Annotated in this window: 15 protein-coding genes; 8 read left to right on the forward strand and 7 right to left on the reverse strand. The window is 74.2% G+C overall.

All coding sequences use genetic code 11. The features are described 5' to 3' along the window. The first annotated feature begins 16 nt into the window (after positions 1-16). From OG867_RS24785 to lgt, 7 genes are all read left to right on the forward strand, one after another. Positions 17-451: a DUF2752 domain-containing protein gene (locus OG867_RS24785; protein ID WP_406288569.1), complete on the forward strand. Its 435-nt coding sequence runs from the start codon at positions 17-19 to the stop codon at positions 449-451. A gap of 127 nt (positions 452-578) precedes the next feature. Further along, positions 579-1,388: an indole-3-glycerol phosphate synthase TrpC gene (gene trpC / locus OG867_RS24790; RefSeq protein ID WP_328899715.1), complete on the forward strand. Its 810-nt coding sequence runs from the start codon at positions 579-581 to the stop codon at positions 1,386-1,388. Between the two features lie 7 nt (positions 1,389-1,395). Further along, on the forward strand, positions 1,396-1,563 hold the full coding sequence (trpM, locus tag OG867_RS24795; RefSeq protein ID WP_328904554.1) for a tryptophan biosynthesis modulator TrpM: 168 nt from the start codon (positions 1,396-1,398) through the stop codon (positions 1,561-1,563). A 118-nt stretch (positions 1,564-1,681) separates the two neighbouring features. Beyond that, the gene (gene trpB, locus OG867_RS24800; RefSeq protein WP_328899714.1) at positions 1,682-2,968 is read left to right on the forward strand and encodes a tryptophan synthase subunit beta; all 1,287 of its coding nucleotides are present in this window, start codon (positions 1,682-1,684) and stop codon (positions 2,966-2,968) included. Next, positions 2,965-3,777 carry a tryptophan synthase subunit alpha gene (trpA, locus tag OG867_RS24805; RefSeq protein ID WP_406288573.1) on the forward strand — a complete coding sequence of 271 codons (813 nt, stop codon included), beginning with the start codon at positions 2,965-2,967 and terminating at the stop codon, positions 3,775-3,777. Before trpB ends, trpA begins: the two co-directional genes overlap by 4 nt. 75 nt (positions 3,778-3,852) lie before the next feature. Continuing rightward, complete coding sequence (locus OG867_RS24810; RefSeq protein WP_406288576.1) at positions 3,853-4,671, forward strand: thioredoxin domain-containing protein; 819 nt, start codon at positions 3,853-3,855, stop codon at positions 4,669-4,671. A 118-nt stretch (positions 4,672-4,789) separates the two neighbouring features. Beyond that, positions 4,790-5,731 (forward strand): prolipoprotein diacylglyceryl transferase, encoded by a 942-nt coding sequence (gene lgt / locus OG867_RS24815; RefSeq protein WP_406288579.1) that lies wholly within the window; start codon positions 4,790-4,792, stop codon positions 5,729-5,731. A gap of 212 nt (positions 5,732-5,943) precedes the next feature. Here the strand turns inward: lgt and OG867_RS24820 are convergent, their stop codons facing one another. Genes OG867_RS24820 through OG867_RS24850 form a run of 7 tightly spaced genes read right to left on the reverse strand, consistent with a single transcriptional unit; the run spans position 5,944 to position 13,613 of the window. Next, positions 5,944-6,756 carry an HpcH/HpaI aldolase/citrate lyase family protein gene (locus OG867_RS24820; protein WP_406288581.1) on the reverse strand — a complete coding sequence of 271 codons (813 nt, stop codon included), beginning with the start codon at positions 6,754-6,756 and terminating at the stop codon, positions 5,944-5,946. Beyond that, positions 6,753-7,952 (reverse strand): CaiB/BaiF CoA transferase family protein, encoded by a 1,200-nt coding sequence (locus OG867_RS24825; protein WP_406288584.1) that lies wholly within the window; start codon positions 7,950-7,952, stop codon positions 6,753-6,755. The genes OG867_RS24820 and OG867_RS24825 overlap by 4 nt, the downstream gene beginning before the upstream one ends. Next, positions 7,949-8,833 carry a ribokinase gene (gene rbsK / locus OG867_RS24830; protein ID WP_406288587.1) on the reverse strand — a complete coding sequence of 295 codons (885 nt, stop codon included), beginning with the start codon at positions 8,831-8,833 and terminating at the stop codon, positions 7,949-7,951. The genes OG867_RS24825 and rbsK overlap by 4 nt, the downstream gene beginning before the upstream one ends. Further along, positions 8,830-10,209 (reverse strand): ADP-ribosylglycohydrolase family protein, encoded by a 1,380-nt coding sequence (locus OG867_RS24835; protein ID WP_328899707.1) that lies wholly within the window; start codon positions 10,207-10,209, stop codon positions 8,830-8,832. The genes rbsK and OG867_RS24835 overlap by 4 nt, the downstream gene beginning before the upstream one ends. Next, positions 10,206-11,408, reverse strand: coding sequence for an ADP-ribosylglycohydrolase family protein (locus OG867_RS24840; protein ID WP_406288591.1), 1,203 nt, complete (start codon positions 11,406-11,408; stop codon positions 10,206-10,208). Before OG867_RS24840 ends, OG867_RS24835 begins: the two co-directional genes overlap by 4 nt. Then, a complete protein-coding gene (locus OG867_RS24845; protein WP_406288594.1) occupies positions 11,335-12,528 on the reverse strand; it encodes an ADP-ribosylglycohydrolase family protein in 1,194 nt (397 codons plus the stop codon). The genes OG867_RS24840 and OG867_RS24845 overlap by 74 nt, the downstream gene beginning before the upstream one ends. After that, positions 12,525-13,613, reverse strand: a complete 1,089-nt coding sequence (locus OG867_RS24850; protein WP_406288597.1) for an ADP-ribosylglycohydrolase family protein — start codon at positions 13,611-13,613, stop codon at positions 12,525-12,527. Before OG867_RS24850 ends, OG867_RS24845 begins: the two co-directional genes overlap by 4 nt. 281 nt (positions 13,614-13,894) lie before the next feature. Between OG867_RS24850 and OG867_RS24855 the strand changes: the two genes are divergently transcribed. Further along, positions 13,895-14,629 carry a VIT1/CCC1 transporter family protein gene (locus tag OG867_RS24855; protein WP_328899703.1) on the forward strand — a complete coding sequence of 245 codons (735 nt, stop codon included), beginning with the start codon at positions 13,895-13,897 and terminating at the stop codon, positions 14,627-14,629. Positions 14,630-14,777: the final 148 nt, after the last annotated feature.

Below are 14,777 nucleotides of genomic sequence, written 5' to 3' on the forward strand. Positions count from 1 at the left end.
GCCGCCCTTCGCCCCCGTGCGGGCCCCCCTCTTCCCCACGGCCCCCGCCGGCGCCTCGCGGCTGCGGCGGATCGCCGTCCCGGTGGGCGTGCTCGCCGGAGTCGTCGGCGCCTTCGGATACGTCGCCACCGTCGACCCGAACCAGCCCGGCCACTACCCCGTCTGCCCGCTGCTGCGGTTCACCGGCATCTACTGCCCGGGCTGCGGCGGCCTCCGCAGCGCCCACGCCTTCGCCCACGGCGACCTGGCCGCCGCCTTCGGCGCCAACGCGCTCGCCGTCGTCGGCTACGGGATCTTCGCCGTGCTGTGGGCCGTATGGCTGATCCGCGAGGCCCGCGGAAAGCCCCTGCGGATCGGGCTGCGGCCGGTGCACTGGTGGGCGATCGGCGCCGTACTGCTGCTCTTCACGGTCATCCGGAACCTCCCCTTCGGTTCCGCGCTCGCCCCGTGAAGTCCCAGGTAGTGGGACAGCGGCCGGGCGGATGCGGGCCCAGCGCCCTCCTGCGGATAACATCGGAGTGGCTGATCCTGTGGCCTGTTACGTTTTTTTGTCACCGTTCCGGAAGGGGGCCGCTCGCGTGAGTGTGCTCGACGAGATCATCGACGGCGTTCGCGCCGACCTCGCGGAGCGGCAGGCGCGCGTCAGCCTCGACGAGCTCAAGGAACGCGCCGCCCGTGCCCCCCGCGCCAAGGACGGTGTCGCCGCCCTGCGCGGCGAGGGCGTGACCGTCATCTGCGAGGTCAAGCGCTCCAGCCCCTCCAAGGGCGCGCTGGCCGCCATCGCCGACCCGGCCGCGCTCGCCGCGGACTACGAGGCCGGCGGGGCCTCGGTCATCTCGGTCCTCACCGAGGAGCGCCGCTTCGGCGGCTCGCTGGCCGACCTGGAGGCCGTCCGCGCCAAGGTCGACATCCCGATCCTCCGCAAGGACTTCATCGTCACCTCGTACCAGCTGTGGGAGGCGCGCGCGTACGGCGCCGACCTCGTGCTGCTGATCGTCGCCGCCCTTGAGCAGGAGGCCCTGGTCTCCCTGATCGAGCGCGCCGAGTCCATCGGCCTCACGCCGCTGGTCGAGGCGCACGACGAGGAGGAGGCCGAGCGCGCGGTCGAGGCCGGCGCCCGGATCATCGGCGTCAACGCCCGCAACCTCAAGGACCTCAAGGTCGACCGCTCCACCTTCGAGCGCGTCGCCCCCGAGATCCCCGCCCACGTCGTCAAGGTCGCCGAGTCCGGCGTCCGCGGCCCGCACGACCTGATCGCCTACGCCAACGCCGGCGCGGACGCCGTGCTGGTCGGCGAGTCCCTGGTCACCGGCCGCGACCCGCGGACCGCCGTCGCCGACCTCGTCGCCGCCGGCGCCCACCCCGCGCTGCGCCACGGACGGAGCTGACCCGGCCGTGTCGTCCGTTCCGCACCCCGAGCCGATGCGCTGCGCGCTGCCCTCGTGGCACCGCGGCTGCCGGGCGCCCGCGCGCCGGGTACGCGGCCGGCGGGTGCGGTACGTGATCGGCGCCGAGCCCGGTCAGGTCAACGGCATGCGATGGCGCACGACGCGCGCGCTGTAGAGCGAGCCCCGGCGCCGTCCCGCGTGTCCGAAACCGCCCCGGTCCCGGACCGGGGCGGCGCTCTGCTCACGGCGCAGACGGTGCAACCACCCCTGTGACGACTAGGAGCACGTCCCGCATGTCTTCCGACTTCTTCATCCCGGACCCGGAGGGTCTGATCCCCAGCGCCGAGGGCTACTTCGGCGCGTACGGCGGCAAGTTCATCCCGGAGGCGCTGGTCGCCGCGGTGGACGAGGTCGCCGTCGAGTACGAGAAGGCCAAGGCCGACCCCGCGTTCGCCGCCGAGCTCGGCGAGCTGATGGTCCACTACACCGGACGGCCCAGCGCCCTCACCGAGGTGTCCCGCTTCGCCGAGCACGCCGGCGGCGCCCGCGTCTTCCTCAAGCGCGAGGACCTGAACCACACCGGATCGCACAAGATCAACAACGTGCTGGGGCAGGCCCTGCTGACCCGGCGCATGGGCAAGACCCGCGTCATCGCGGAGACCGGCGCCGGACAGCACGGCGTCGCCACCGCGACCGCCTGCGCCCTCTTCGGCCTCGACTGCACCATCTACATGGGCGAGATCGACACCCAGCGCCAGGCGCTGAACGTGGCGCGCATGCGGATGCTCGGCGCCGAGGTCATCGCCGTGAAGTCCGGCTCCCGCACCCTCAAGGACGCCATCAACGAGGCGTTCCGCGACTGGGTCGCCAACGTGGACCGCACCCACTACCTCTTCGGTACGGTCGCGGGCCCGCACCCCTTCCCGGCGATGGTCCGCGACTTCCACCGCGTCATCGGCGTGGAGGCCCGACGGCAGATCCTGGAGCGGGCCGGCCGGCTGCCGGACGCCGCCGTGGCCTGCGTCGGCGGCGGCTCCAACGCCATCGGCCTCTTCCACGCCTTCGTGCCCGACGCGGACGTCCGCCTCATCGGCTGCGAGCCCGCCGGACACGGCGTGGAGACCGGCGAGCACGCGGCGACCCTGACCGCGGGCGAGCCCGGCATCCTGCACGGCTCGCGCAGCTACGTCCTCCAGGACGACGAGGGCCAGATCACCGAGCCGTACTCCATCTCGGCCGGTCTGGACTACCCGGGCATCGGCCCCGAGCACGCCTATCTCAAGGACGTGGGCCGGGGCGAGTACCGCGCCGTCACCGACGACGCGGCCATGCAGGCGCTGCGCCTGCTCTCCCGCACCGAGGGCATCATCCCGGCCATCGAGAGCGCGCACGCGCTGGCCGGGGCGCTGGAGGTCGGCAAGGAGCTGGGCAGGGACGGGCTGATCCTGATCAACCTCTCCGGGCGCGGCGACAAGGACATGGACACGGCGGCCCGCTACTTCGGGCTGTACGACACCGACGCGGCGGTCGAGGCGGATGCCGGCAGCCGGAACGCGGAGATCGAGGGGGACGCGCTGTGAGCGGCAACATCGAACTGCTGAACACCACGCTCGCCGCCACGCGGGCCGAGGACCGGGCCGCGCTCATCGCGTACCTGCCGGCCGGCTTCCCGACCGTCGACGGCGGCATCGAGGCCATCAAGGCCGCCGTGGCGGGCGGCGCCGACGTCATCGAGGTGGGGTTGCCGCACAGCGACCCGGTGCTCGACGGCCCGGTCATCCAGACCGCCGACGACATCGCGCTGCGCGGCGGCGTGCGGATCGCCGACGTGATGCGCACGGTGCGCGAGGCCCACGAGGCCACCGGGGCGCCGATCCTGATCATGACGTACTGGAACCCGATCGACCGGTACGGCGTCGAGCGGTTCACGGCGGAGCTGGCCGAGGCGGGCGGCGCGGGGTGCATCCTGCCCGACCTGCCGGTCCAGGAGTCCGCGCTGTGGCGCGAGCACGCGGAGCGGCACGGCCTGGCCACCGTCTTCGTCGTCGCGCCCAGCAGCAAGGACGAGCGGATCGCCACCATCACCGACGCGGGCTCCGGCTTCGTCTACGCCGCGTCCCTGATGGGCGTCACCGGCACCCGTGCCTCGGTCGGCGCGCAGGCGCAGGAACTGGTCCGGCGGACCCGGGCCACCACCGAGCTGCCGGTCTGCGTCGGACTCGGAGTGTCCGACGCCGCCCAGGCCGCGGAGGTCGCCGGCTTCGCCGACGGCGTCATCGTCGGCACGGCCTTCGTCAAGTGCATGCTGGACGCTCCCGACGAGGCGGCCGGCCTCGCGGCCGTCCGTTCGCTGGCGGCCGATCTTGCCGAAGGTGTTCGAAAGCGCTGACACCTGGGGTAACCCGAACGGGTGGACCTCGGTCCGGGGAGGCACGCGAGTGCCTCCCCGGGTCGTTTGCGCGGTGTGAGCGAGAAGAACGAACAGGGTAAGAGGGCCGCGCGAGACCGGCTGATCCAGCAGCGCGAGCAGGCGAAGGCGCGCGACCGCCGGCGCCGCACGCTGATCGTGTCCACGGCCGTGGTGGGGGTCCTGGGCCTGGCCGCCGTCGTCGGCGTGATCGCGGCGAACACCGACGGCAAGAGCGACAAGTCCAAGGCGTCCGGACCCGCCGTCGCCCCGTCCGGGGCGACCGGGAAGGACGCCCTGGCCATCCGGGTCGGCGCGGACGACGCCCCGTCCACGCTGACCATCTGGGAGGACTTCCGCTGCCCGGTCTGCGCCCAGTTCGAGACCGCGTTCCGCGACACGATCCATGAGATGGAGCGCGACGGCCAGATCAAGGTCGACTACCACCTCGCCACGATCATCGACGGCAACATGGGCGGCAGCGGCTCCCTCAAGGCGGCCAACGCGGCCGCCTGCGCGCAGGACGCCGGCAAGTTCCCCGCGTACCACGACGTGCTGTACAGCAACCAGCCGGCGGAGACCGACGACGCCTTCGGCGACAACGACAAGCTGATCAAGCTCGCCAAGAAGGTCCCCGGTCTTGACACGCCCGACTTCCGGGGCTGCGTCGAGGACGGCAAGCACGACGCGTGGGTGCAGAAGTCCAACAAGGCATTCAGCGACGGCGGCTTCCAGGGCACTCCGACGGCGCTGCTCAACGGAGAGTCGATCTTCCCGAAGAAGGGCGACGAGGCGATCACCGTGGCCAACCTGAAGAAGTGGGTCGCCGAGGCCAACAAGGGCAAGGAACCGGCCACCCCCACGGCCACGCCGTAGGGCCTCGGGGGCCGGCTCCCATGGGGCCGGCCGGGGGAATCGACGGCCCGCTCGTTACCCAGACGTTGCCGGGCGGGTTGTCCTCCCTCCCGTCCGGCAGGGTAGCGTCGACGCTGCCATGAACCTTGCCTACATTCCCAGCCCGTCGACCGGCGTGATCGATCTCGGACCGATCCCGCTCCGCGGCTACGCGTTCTGCATCATCATCGGTGTCTTCGTCGCCGTCTGGTTCGGCAACAAGCGCTGGATCGCCCGAGGAGGCACCGCCGGCACCGTTGCCGACATCGCCGTCTGGGCCGTCCCCTTCGGGCTTGTCGGCGGCCGGCTCTACCACGTCATCACCGACTACCAGCTGTACTTCAGCGACGGTGAGGACTGGGTCGACGCCTTCAAGATCTGGCAGGGCGGCCTCGGTATCTGGGGTGCGATCGCGCTGGGCGCGGTCGGTGCCTGGATCGGCTGCCGCCGCCGCGGGATCCCGCTGCCCGCCTGGGCCGACGCCCTCGCCCCCGGCATCGTGCTCGCCCAGGCGTGCGGCCGCTGGGGCAACTGGTTCAACCAGGAGCTGTACGGCAGGGCGACCGACGTCCCGTGGGCGCTGAAGATCAGCGACGGGCCGAACCGGTTGGCCGGCACCTACCACCCGACCTTCCTGTACGAGTCGCTGTGGTGCGTCGGCGTGGCCGTCCTGGTGGTCTGGGCCGACCGCCGCTTCAAGATGGGCCACGGCCGGGCGTTCGCGCTGTACGTCGCGGCGTACTGCGCGGGGCGCGCGTGGATCGAGTACATGCGGGTGGACGAGGCGCACCACATCCTGGGCCTGCGGCTCAACGTGTGGACCGCGCTGATCGTGTTCGTGCTCGCGGTGACGTACATCGTGATCTCGGCGAAGATCCGCCCGGGCCGCGAGGAGGTCGTCGAGCCGGGGGCGCCGGAGGCGCCGGAATCCTCGGACGAGTCCAAGGACGACGCCGCCGACGAGGCCGATGCGAAGCCGGACGCCGACGCGGATGCGGACGCGCCGAAGGCGGACGGTACGGCGGAGGCCGCGAAGGGCTGACGCCGCGCGCCAGCTGAGTGAGGGGCCGCCGAGGTATTCGGCGGCCCCTTCGCCGTCGTGGGGTGTCCTCAATCGCCGGACGGGCTTGATTTTGCCGCTCACCGTTGAATTGGCTCCGCCGGACGGGCTTGATTTTGCCGCTCGCCGTTGATGCGGCGGAAATCCAGCCCGTCCGGCGATTGAGGACAAAGCGGTAAGGGTGGAGCGCCAGGTCACCGCTTCCGTTGGGCCAGCGCCAGCGTCCGCCGCGCCTGCGCAACCACCGCCGCGTCCACGAAGCGGCCGTCCGGGAGGGCCTGCGCGCCCGCCTGGTCGCGGGCCGCCTCCACGATTTCCCAGGCCGCTTCGACCTCCTGCGGTGTCGGGCGGAACGCGCGTTCGATCACCGGGAGCTGGCGGGGGTGGATCGCCGCCCGGCCCAGGAAGCCCAGGGCCCGGCCATGGACGCAGGAGGTCCAGAGGCCGTCCAGGTCGCGGACGTCCGCGAAGACCGACTGCGTGGGCGGCGCCAGGCCCGCCGCCCGGGCGGCGACCACCACCCGGCTGCGCGACCAGTCGAGCCCCGTGTCCTCCCGTACGCCCAGATCCGCGCGGAGGTCCGCCTCACCCAGGGCGATGGCCCGGACCTGGGGGTGGGCGGAGGCCACCGAGTACGCGTGCTCGATACCGAGCGCCGACTCCAGGAGCGGGCACAGGGCCACCCCGGGGGCCAGCGCCGCGATGTGGTGCACGGACGCGGCATGGGTGATCTTCGGCAGCCGCAGCCCGCCGAGCCCCGGCAGCCCGGCGAGCGCCCCGACGTCCGCCTCGTCGTTGACCCGCACGTGCACGGGCGGCCCCGTGTCGGCCGGCGGGTCCGACAGCAGCTCCACCGTCGCCGCGCGGGCGTACTCCTTGCGGTCGGGGGCGACCGCGTCCTCCAGGTCCACGATCACCACGTCCGCCCCCGAGGCGGCCGCCTTGCGCACGACGTCCGGCCGGTCCCCGGGCACGTACAGCAGGGTGAGGGGGGCCGCCGCGCTCACAGCACCCGCTCCGCCCGCAGCGCCGAGATCTCGGGCCCGCTCAGCCCCAGCTCGGTCAGGATCTCCTCGGTGTCGGCCCCGTGCGGGCGGCCCGTCCAGCGGATCGCGCCCGGCGTCCGGGAGAGCCGGAAGAGGACGTTCTGCATCCGCAGCGGGCCCAGCTCCGGGTCGTCCACCTCGGTGACCGTGTCCAGTGCCCGGTACTGCGGGTCCTCCATCACGTCCCGTACATCGTGGATGGGGGCGATGGCGGCCTCCGCCTTCTCGAACGCGGACAGGGCCTCCTCCCGGCTGTGCCGGGCGATCCAGCGGCCCACGGCCTCGTCCAGCTCGTCGCTGTGCTCGGCGCGGGTGGCGCCCGAGGCGAACCACGGCTCGTCGATCAGGTCCGCCCGCCCGACCAGCCGCATCACCCGCTCCGCGACGGACTGCGCGGAGGTGGAGACGGCCACCCACTGCCCGTCCGAGGTGCGGTAGGTGTTGCGCGGGGCGTTGTTGCGCGACCGGTTCCCGGTGCGCGGCTGTACGTAACCGAGCTGGTCGTACCAGAGCGGCTGCGGGCCGAGCACCGTCAGGATCGGCTCGATGATCGCCATGTCGACCACCTGCCCCTCGCCGGTCCGGTCGCGGCCGGCCAGGGCGGCCATCACCGCGTACGCCGTGGCGAGCGCGGCGATCGAGTCGGCCAGCCCGAACGGCGGCAGGGTCGGCGGTCCGTCCGGCTCCCCGGTGATCGCCGCGAAGCCGCTCATCGCCTCGGCGAGCGTCCCGAAGCCGGGCCGGTGGGAGTACGGGCCGAACTGCCCGAAGCCCGTGACGCGCACCAGCACGAGCCGGGGGTTGACCGCGTGCAGCTCGTCGGGCCCGAGGCCCCACCGTTCCAGCGTGCCCGGCCGGAAGTTCTCGATGATCACGTCGGTGCCGGCGGCGAGCCGCAGCAGCACATCGCGGCCCTCCGGGGCGGACAGGTCGAGCGTCAGGTTGCGCTTGTTGCGGCCGAGGAGCTTCCACCACAGGCCCACGCCGTCCTTCGAGGGCCCGTGGCCCCGGGAGGGGTCGGGGCGGACCGGATGCTCGACCTTGATCACCTCGGCGCCGAAGTCGCCCAGCATCGTCGCGCAGAGCGGGCCCGCGAAGAGCGTGGCGAGATCGACCACCCGCAGTCCGGTGAGCGGCGGCGCCGCTGGGGCGCTCACGCGCCGTCGATTTCGCTGCGGTACGGCATGGAGACCGAGGCGCCCGGCTTCTGCACGCAGAGCGCGGCGGCGGCCGAGGCCCAGGCGACGGCCTGCGGGACGGGGCGCCCCTCGCCGAGCGCCACGGCCAGGGTGCCGACGAAGGTGTCCCCGGCGCCGGTGGTGTCGACGGCGGTCACGTCCGGGGCCGGGAAGTGGATGGTGCGGCTGCCCCGGGCCGCGTACAGGCTGCCCTTCGAGCCCAGCGTGATGAGCACCGCGGGGACCTGGCCGAGCAGGATCTCCGCCGCCGCGTGCGGGTCGTCGTAGCCGGACAGCCCGGCCGCCTCGTGCTCGTTGGGGATCAGCAGGTCGACGTGGTCGAGGAGCTCGGGGGGCAGCTCCTGTACGGGGGAGGGGGTGAGCACGGTCCGTACGCCCTGGGCGTGACCGGCGCGGGCGCCCTCGATCACGGCGGACATCGGCAGCTCCAGCTGGAGCAGCAGCAGATCCGCCTCGGCGATGGCGGCCACCTCGCCCGGGCCGAGCGCGGTCAGGGTGCCGTTGGCGCCGGGGATGACCACGATCGCGTTGGAGCCCTTGGCGTCGACCACGATGTGGGCGGTGCCGCTGGGGCCCTCGGCGGTGTGCAGCAGGTCGGTGTCGACGCCGGACTGCTCCAGGTTCTCCCGCATCCGTACGCCGTACTCGTCGTCGCCGACCGCGCCGATCATCAGCACGTCACCGCCCGCGCGGGCGGCGGCGACCGCCTGGTTGGCGCCCTTGCCGCCGGGGATGGTGCGGAACTCCCGTCCGGTGACGGTCTGGCCGCGTTCCGGGGCCCGGTCGACGTAGGCCACAAGATCCATATTGGTGCTGCCGAGCACCGCGATCCTGGTCATGGGCGGAGTGCCTCCTCGTGGGTGAGCCGGTGGGTCAGGGCGGCCAGGGTGTCGAAGCCGGACCCGTCGAAACCGGGGACGGACGTGGCGAGCCGGTTCTTCAGCGGGGTGGTCCACCGGTCGGGCAGCGCGTCCGGCCGGCCGGCGAGCAGCCCGGCGAGCGAACCGGCGGTCGCGCCGTTGGAGTCGGTGTCCCAGCCGCCGGACACCGCCTTGCAGACGGAACCGGTGAAGTCGCCGTCGGCGTGGGTGAGGGCGGCGGCCAGCAGGGCCGCGTTGGGCAGCACGTGCACCCAGTGGTACCTGCCGTACGCCGCGTGCAGCCGGTCCACGACCGTATCGAAGTCCCGCTCCTCGCGGGCGGCCGCGATGCCGTCCCGTACGGCCGCCGCGAACCGCGAGCGCGGCGGCACCACGCGCAGGCCGGTGGCCAGGCAGCCGTGCACGTCGGTCTCGCCGTCGGCCGCCTCGGCCAGCGCCGCCGCCGTGAACATCGCGCCGTAGACGCCGTTCCCGGTGTGGGTGAGGACCGCGTCGCGGTACGCCTGCTCCGCGGCGCCCGCCGGGTCGCCGGGCCGGGTCCAGCCGTGCACGTCGGCCCGGATCTGCGCGCCGATCCATTCCCGGAACGGGTTGCGGTGCCGGGCGGTGTCCGGCGGCTCGATGCCGTCGAGCAGATTGCGGTACGCGATCCGCTCGGCGGTGAACGTACGCCCCGCCGGGAGCTCGTCCAGCCACAGCCGGGCCAGGTCCGCGGTGGTGAACGCGGTGCCGTGCCGCTGGAGCAGCAGCAGGGTGAGCAGGGGGTGGTTGAGGTCGTCGTCCTCGGGCATCCCGTCGATGTTCTCGGCGAGCGAGGTGGCCGCGGAGCGCCGGTTCCACGGGTAGGTGGCGGCCAGCGGGGCGGGCAGGCCCCGGGCGGTGAACCAGGTGTTCAGCGGCCAGTTGCCGGTGGCCCGGGCGAGGGCGCGGATCCCTTCCAGCGGCAGCTTCTCGACCGGTTTGCCCAGCAGGCACCCGGCGGCCCGGCCCAGCCAGGCGGCGTGCAGCCGCTCCGGACCGGCGGTCCGCACGTCCCGGGCGTGCGGCCACTGCGGGCAGGCGGCCCGGATCTCGTCCAGGCCGTCCGGCTCGTCACCGGCCAGCGGGGACTCCAGCAGGGCGAGTTCGTCGAGCAGCCGTTCGGCGACCGCGCGCAGCCCGGGCGGGGCGCCGGGGTCGGACGCGCCGGCACGCTCCGGGGCGGGGGAGCCGCCGGCCTCGTACCACCGGCGGGCGAGGGCGCGCGCGTCGCGGCCGTCCTCGGCGGCCTGCCGCAGCTCGTGGCCCACCAGGTCCTCCGGCTGTACCCAGGTCACCCGCACCGCCGTGGTCACGGGGTACCCGCCAGCGTCGCGAAGGCGGCCTCGTGGGCGCGGCGGCGGGCGGTGTCCCGGGCGAACACCTCGCGGGCGACCTCGGCCAGGGTCCGGGCCGGGGCGCGCAGATCGAGGCGGCTGGCCTCCGCGACCGTCGCGGCCCAGTCGGCGGGGACGGCCCGCTCGCCGTACAGGGCGCCCGCGAGCGCGCCGCTCATGGTGGCGATCGAGTCGCAGTCGCGGCCGTAGTTGACCGAGCCGAGGACCGCCTGCCGGTAGTCCCCGCCGGCCGCCAGCAACATGCCGAGGGCGACCGGCAGCTCCTCGATCGCGTGCAGCCGGGACGGGCGGCGGGCGCCGAGCGAGGGCTCTCGGTAGTCGGGGCCGACGGTGTCGAAGGGGGCGACGGCCGCGCGCAGCGGGACGAGCGCCGACTCGACGTCCCGGTGGCGGGAGGCCGCCTCGCAGACGGCCTCGATCGCGGCACGGGTGCCGTCCTTGGCGAGCGACAGGCACGCCTCCACGACCGTGGCGGGCGTCGCCCCGGGCGCGCAGGCGGCGGCGACCGCGGCCGCGAAGACGCCCGCCGCCTCCCTGCCGTAACTCGACTGGTGGGCGCCCGCGACGTCGATCGCCTCGGCGTACGCCGCCTGCGGATGGGCGGCGTTCACCAGGCCGACCGGGGCCATGTACATCGCCGCCCCGCAGTTGACGATGTTTCCGGAGCCCGCCTCGCGCGGGTCGACGTGCCCGTAGTGCAGCCGGGCGACGATCCACTTCTCCGCGAGGAAGACCCGCTGGAGCGGCAGCGCCTCGGCCTCCAGCTCGGGAATCCAGCGGGGTTCGCCGATCATCTCCGGTACGAGGTGGTCGGCGACCGCGTACGCGTCGAGATGGCCGCGCACCTTCCCGTACACCCGGACCAGCGCGTGCGTCATCAAGGTGTCGTCGGTGACGTGCCCGTCGCCCTTGTGGTACGGGGCGATCGGGCGGGCGGTCCGCCAGTCGTCGCCGTCCCAGGGGCCGACGATCCCGGTGATCCTGCCGCCGTGCCGGGCCGTGATCTGCTCCGGGGAGCGGCCCTCGACCGGGCCGCCCAGCGCGTCGCCGACGGCGGCGCCGACGAGGGCACCGGCGATCCGGTCATCGAGCGTGGGCGTCGTGGCTGTCGTGGGGGAGGGGGATGTCGTGGGCGCCAGGGGCACGGTGGATGTCATGTCCGGATTGTCCACCCGTGGGGGCCGGTTCCGTGGCTGCCAGCAGCCCGGCGAGTTCCACCAGATCCGTGCCGGCGAACCGGGGGAGCGCGCAGCCGGCCAGCGTCCGGCAGGTCTCCCGCCAGCCGTCGGGCACGGAGCCGATGGTGCCCAGTGCCCCGGTCAGCGCCCCGGCCAGGGCGGGTGCGGAGTCCGCGACCCGGGACAGGCAGGCCGCCGCGGGCACGGCCTGCGCGATGTCGCCCCGGGACGCGGTGGCCAGAGCGAGGGCGACCGGTACGGTTTCGGCGGCGGCGATCCCGTAGCTGTAGACGTGGTCCACGATCTGGTGCTCCAGGACCGGGACGAGCGCGAACGCCCCGGCCCGTTCCCCGGCGAACTCCCGGGCGATCCGGACCGCGTGGGCCGCGTTGCGGGCGATCTCGGTGCCGTCGGGGAGCTGGGCCAGCGCGGCGTTCACGGCCGTGTCCACGTCCGCCCCGCCCAGCGCCTCGGCGCTCGCGGCGGCCATCGCCCGCGCCCCGTGCACCCCGTCGCCGTCCTGCGTGAAGCGCGCGTCGAACTCGGCGAGTTCCGCCGCCGCGTGCGGGTCGCCCGGGTGGACGACCGCGAGCACGGCCGCCCGTACGCACGCCGCGTCGTCGAAGTAGTGCGGGTTGTCGTGCCCGGTGGCGGGCGGCCGCAGCCCGGCCGCGAGGTTCCCGAGCCCGGCCCGCACCGAGATCCGGGCGCGCAGCGGCAGCACGGCCGCCTCCACCTCGGGCGCGCGGGCCGCGGCCGCGGCGACCTCGGCGGCGAGCGCGTTCCAGGCCCCGGCGACGGCGGCGCGCACCCGCCCCGGTCCGGCGGCCGCCAGCACGGTCGCCGCCGCGAAGGCCGCCCACTCGGCGTCGTCGGACGGGCCGAGCCGCAGCGGCTCGGGGGGCTGGTTGAGCGCGATGGGCACGGGGAGCGTGGTCGTCGCGTTGTGCTCGGCGAAGGTGTCCAGCTCGCGGGTCAGCCGCCGGGTCCACTCCGGCATCCGGGCCGCCCGGTGCCGGGCCGCGGGCCACCCCGCGGCGTCCCCGGCGGCCAGCCCGATCAGCAGCCCCTCGATGCGGGCGCGCCGTGCGCCGCTCATCGCCGCACCGCCCCCTCGCCACCGGGTTCTCCGTCCGCCGCGCCCGCCAGCAGGTCCGCGACGTCCACCACGTGGTACCCCCGCATCGACGGCAGGCAGCTGCCACGGACCGGGCCGATCGCGTCCGCCCAGAGGCGCGGGATGGCCGACGCGCCGTGCAGGGCACCGGAGAGGGCGCCCGCCACCGCGGCCGTCGTGTCGGCGTCGCGGCCCATGTTGACGGCCATGAGCACCGCCGTACGGAAGTCGCCGCGCGCCGCGGCGAACGCGCCGAAGGCCAGGCCGACCGCCTCCGGGGCCAGGTCGGTCCAGGGGTAGCCGCCGACCACCACGGCCGAGCGGACCGCGCGTTCGCCGGTGAGGCGGTCGGGGTACGGGCGCTGCGCCGCCGTCACCGCGCGGCGCAGGGAGCGGGCCGTCCAGGAGTCCATGGGGACGACCGAGAGCGCGGCGGCGATCACCGAGGTGACCGAGGCGCCGGTCATCGCGGCGGCCACCCCGGCGGCCACCGCCTGGCCGCCGTAGATGCCCTCGCCCTCGTGGCTGACCCGGCCGTCGACCGCGACCAGCCGGGCCGCCTCGGCGGGGCGGCCGGCCGCGAAGACGCCGAAGGGCGCGGCCCGCATCGCCAGGCCGTCGCTCCAGGCGTGCCGGTGCTGGGCGGAGATCGGCGCGGCCAGACCCCGGCGCAGGTTCTCCAGCGTGCCGCGCTCGCTGAAGCCGGCGCCCCGGAACGGCCCCTCGTCCAGGTCGGCGATCCACAGCCGCCAGGCCCGCTCGACATCGGTGACGGTGAGCTCCGAGCCGTGCCGGGCCAGCAGCAGCCCGGAGAAGATCGCGTACTCCGTGTCGTCGGTGCCCGCCGGGTCGTCGCTGACGAAGCCCTCGATCCGGCCCCAGCGGCGGCGGATCTCGGAGGGCCGCATGTTCTCCGCCGGGGCGCCGAGCGCGTCGCCGACCGCGAGGCCGAGCAGCGCGCCCCTGGCCCGGTCGACGGACCCGCCCGGTTCCGGATCGTCCGGAGGCCGTGCCGTCTGTGTGCCGCCCGCCCGCGGCGCCGTCGGATTTCCTGCGACCGTCTCCATCGCGTCGACCCTTCGCTCGTACCGAGCCAGTACTCGTGCCTGTGGGATCCGTTCCACGCCGAGCCCGGACGAAGGCCGGTTACGCACACAAAAGGGCCACTCGGATGACGCCTTCCGGACAGCAAGGCAAGCCGTACCTATCCGGTTACGCAGGGTGGTAAGTACGGCCTTCCTTGCTGGCAGGAGCGATTTTTCGTGCGTATTTTCGATGGTGTCGAGCGGGGGCGGGCGGGCAGGAGGTCCGTCTCCGGAGAACCCGGACCAGGGGAGAGGGATACGTCGTGGCCATCATCGAGACCGACGCCGTACTGCACGAGGCGCACCGGGACAACCACACCCACCGCGACGTCAACGGCGGCTGGCTGCGTCCCGCGGTCTTCGGCGCGATGGACGGCCTCGTCTCCAACCTGGCCCTGATGACCGGCGTCGCCGGCGGCGACGTCTCGCACCGCACCATCGTCATCACCGGCCTCGCCGGGCTGGCCGCCGGGGCCTTTTCCATGGCGGCCGGCGAGTACACCTCCGTGGCCTCCCAGCGCGAGCTGGTCGAGGCCGAGCTGGACGTCGAGCGGCGCGAGCTGCGCAAGCACCCCGTGGACGAGGAGCGGGAGCTCGCCGCGCTCTACGCGTCCCGGGGCGTCGAGCCCGCGCTCGCCCGCGAGGTCGCCCGACAGCTCTCGCGCGATCCGGAGCAGGCCCTCGAAATACACGCCCGCGAGGAGCTGGGCATCGACCCGGGTGACCTGCCGTCGCCCCTGGTGGCCGCCGTCTCCTCGTTCGGCGCCTTCGCGCTGGGCGCCCTGCTGCCCGTGCTGCCATTCCTGCTGGGGGCCGGTGCGCTGTGGCCGGCCGTGCTGCTGGCGCTCGCCGGACTGTTCGGCTGCGGCGCGGTGGTGGCCCGGGTGACCGCCCGCAGCTGGTGGTTCAGCGGACTGCGCCAGCTGGCGCTGGGCGGCGCGGCCGCCGCGATCACGTACGGCCTGGGCGCCCTGTTCGGCGTGGCGATGGGCGGCTGACCCCGCCTGCTTCGTACGCGTAACGGGCCGGTTCACGCAACCGCCCCGTTACGCGTATGCCACGCGTGTGACGTACGTCTTGGCCCGGGCCTCTGGGCGCGACCACGCCGCGCACCGTAAAATGAGTCTCTATGCAGGGCTGCACATA

It is taken from the genome of Streptomyces sp. NBC_00209, from assembly GCF_045206345.1.
GTDB lineage: Bacteria > Actinomycetota > Actinomycetes > Streptomycetales > Streptomycetaceae > Streptomyces.

Excerpts from the sequence above, each read along its gene's own strand:
- trpB (WP_328899714.1), top strand. The coding sequence starts at position 1,682 with ATGTCTTCCGACTTCTTCATCCCGGACCCGGAGGGTCTGATCCCCAGC.
- lgt (WP_406288579.1), top strand. The coding sequence starts at position 4,790 with ATGAACCTTGCCTACATTCCCAGCCCGTCGACCGGCGTGATCGATCTC.
- rbsK (WP_406288587.1), bottom strand. The coding sequence starts at position 8,833 with ATGACCAGGATCGCGGTGCTCGGCAGCACCAATATGGATCTTGTGGCC.
- OG867_RS24840 (WP_406288591.1), bottom strand. The coding sequence starts at position 11,408 with ATGACATCCACCGTGCCCCTGGCGCCCACGACATCCCCCTCCCCCACG.
- OG867_RS24845 (WP_406288594.1), bottom strand. The coding sequence starts at position 12,528 with ATGAGCGGCGCACGGCGCGCCCGCATCGAGGGGCTGCTGATCGGGCTG.
- OG867_RS24850 (WP_406288597.1), bottom strand. The coding sequence starts at position 13,613 with ATGGAGACGGTCGCAGGAAATCCGACGGCGCCGCGGGCGGGCGGCACA.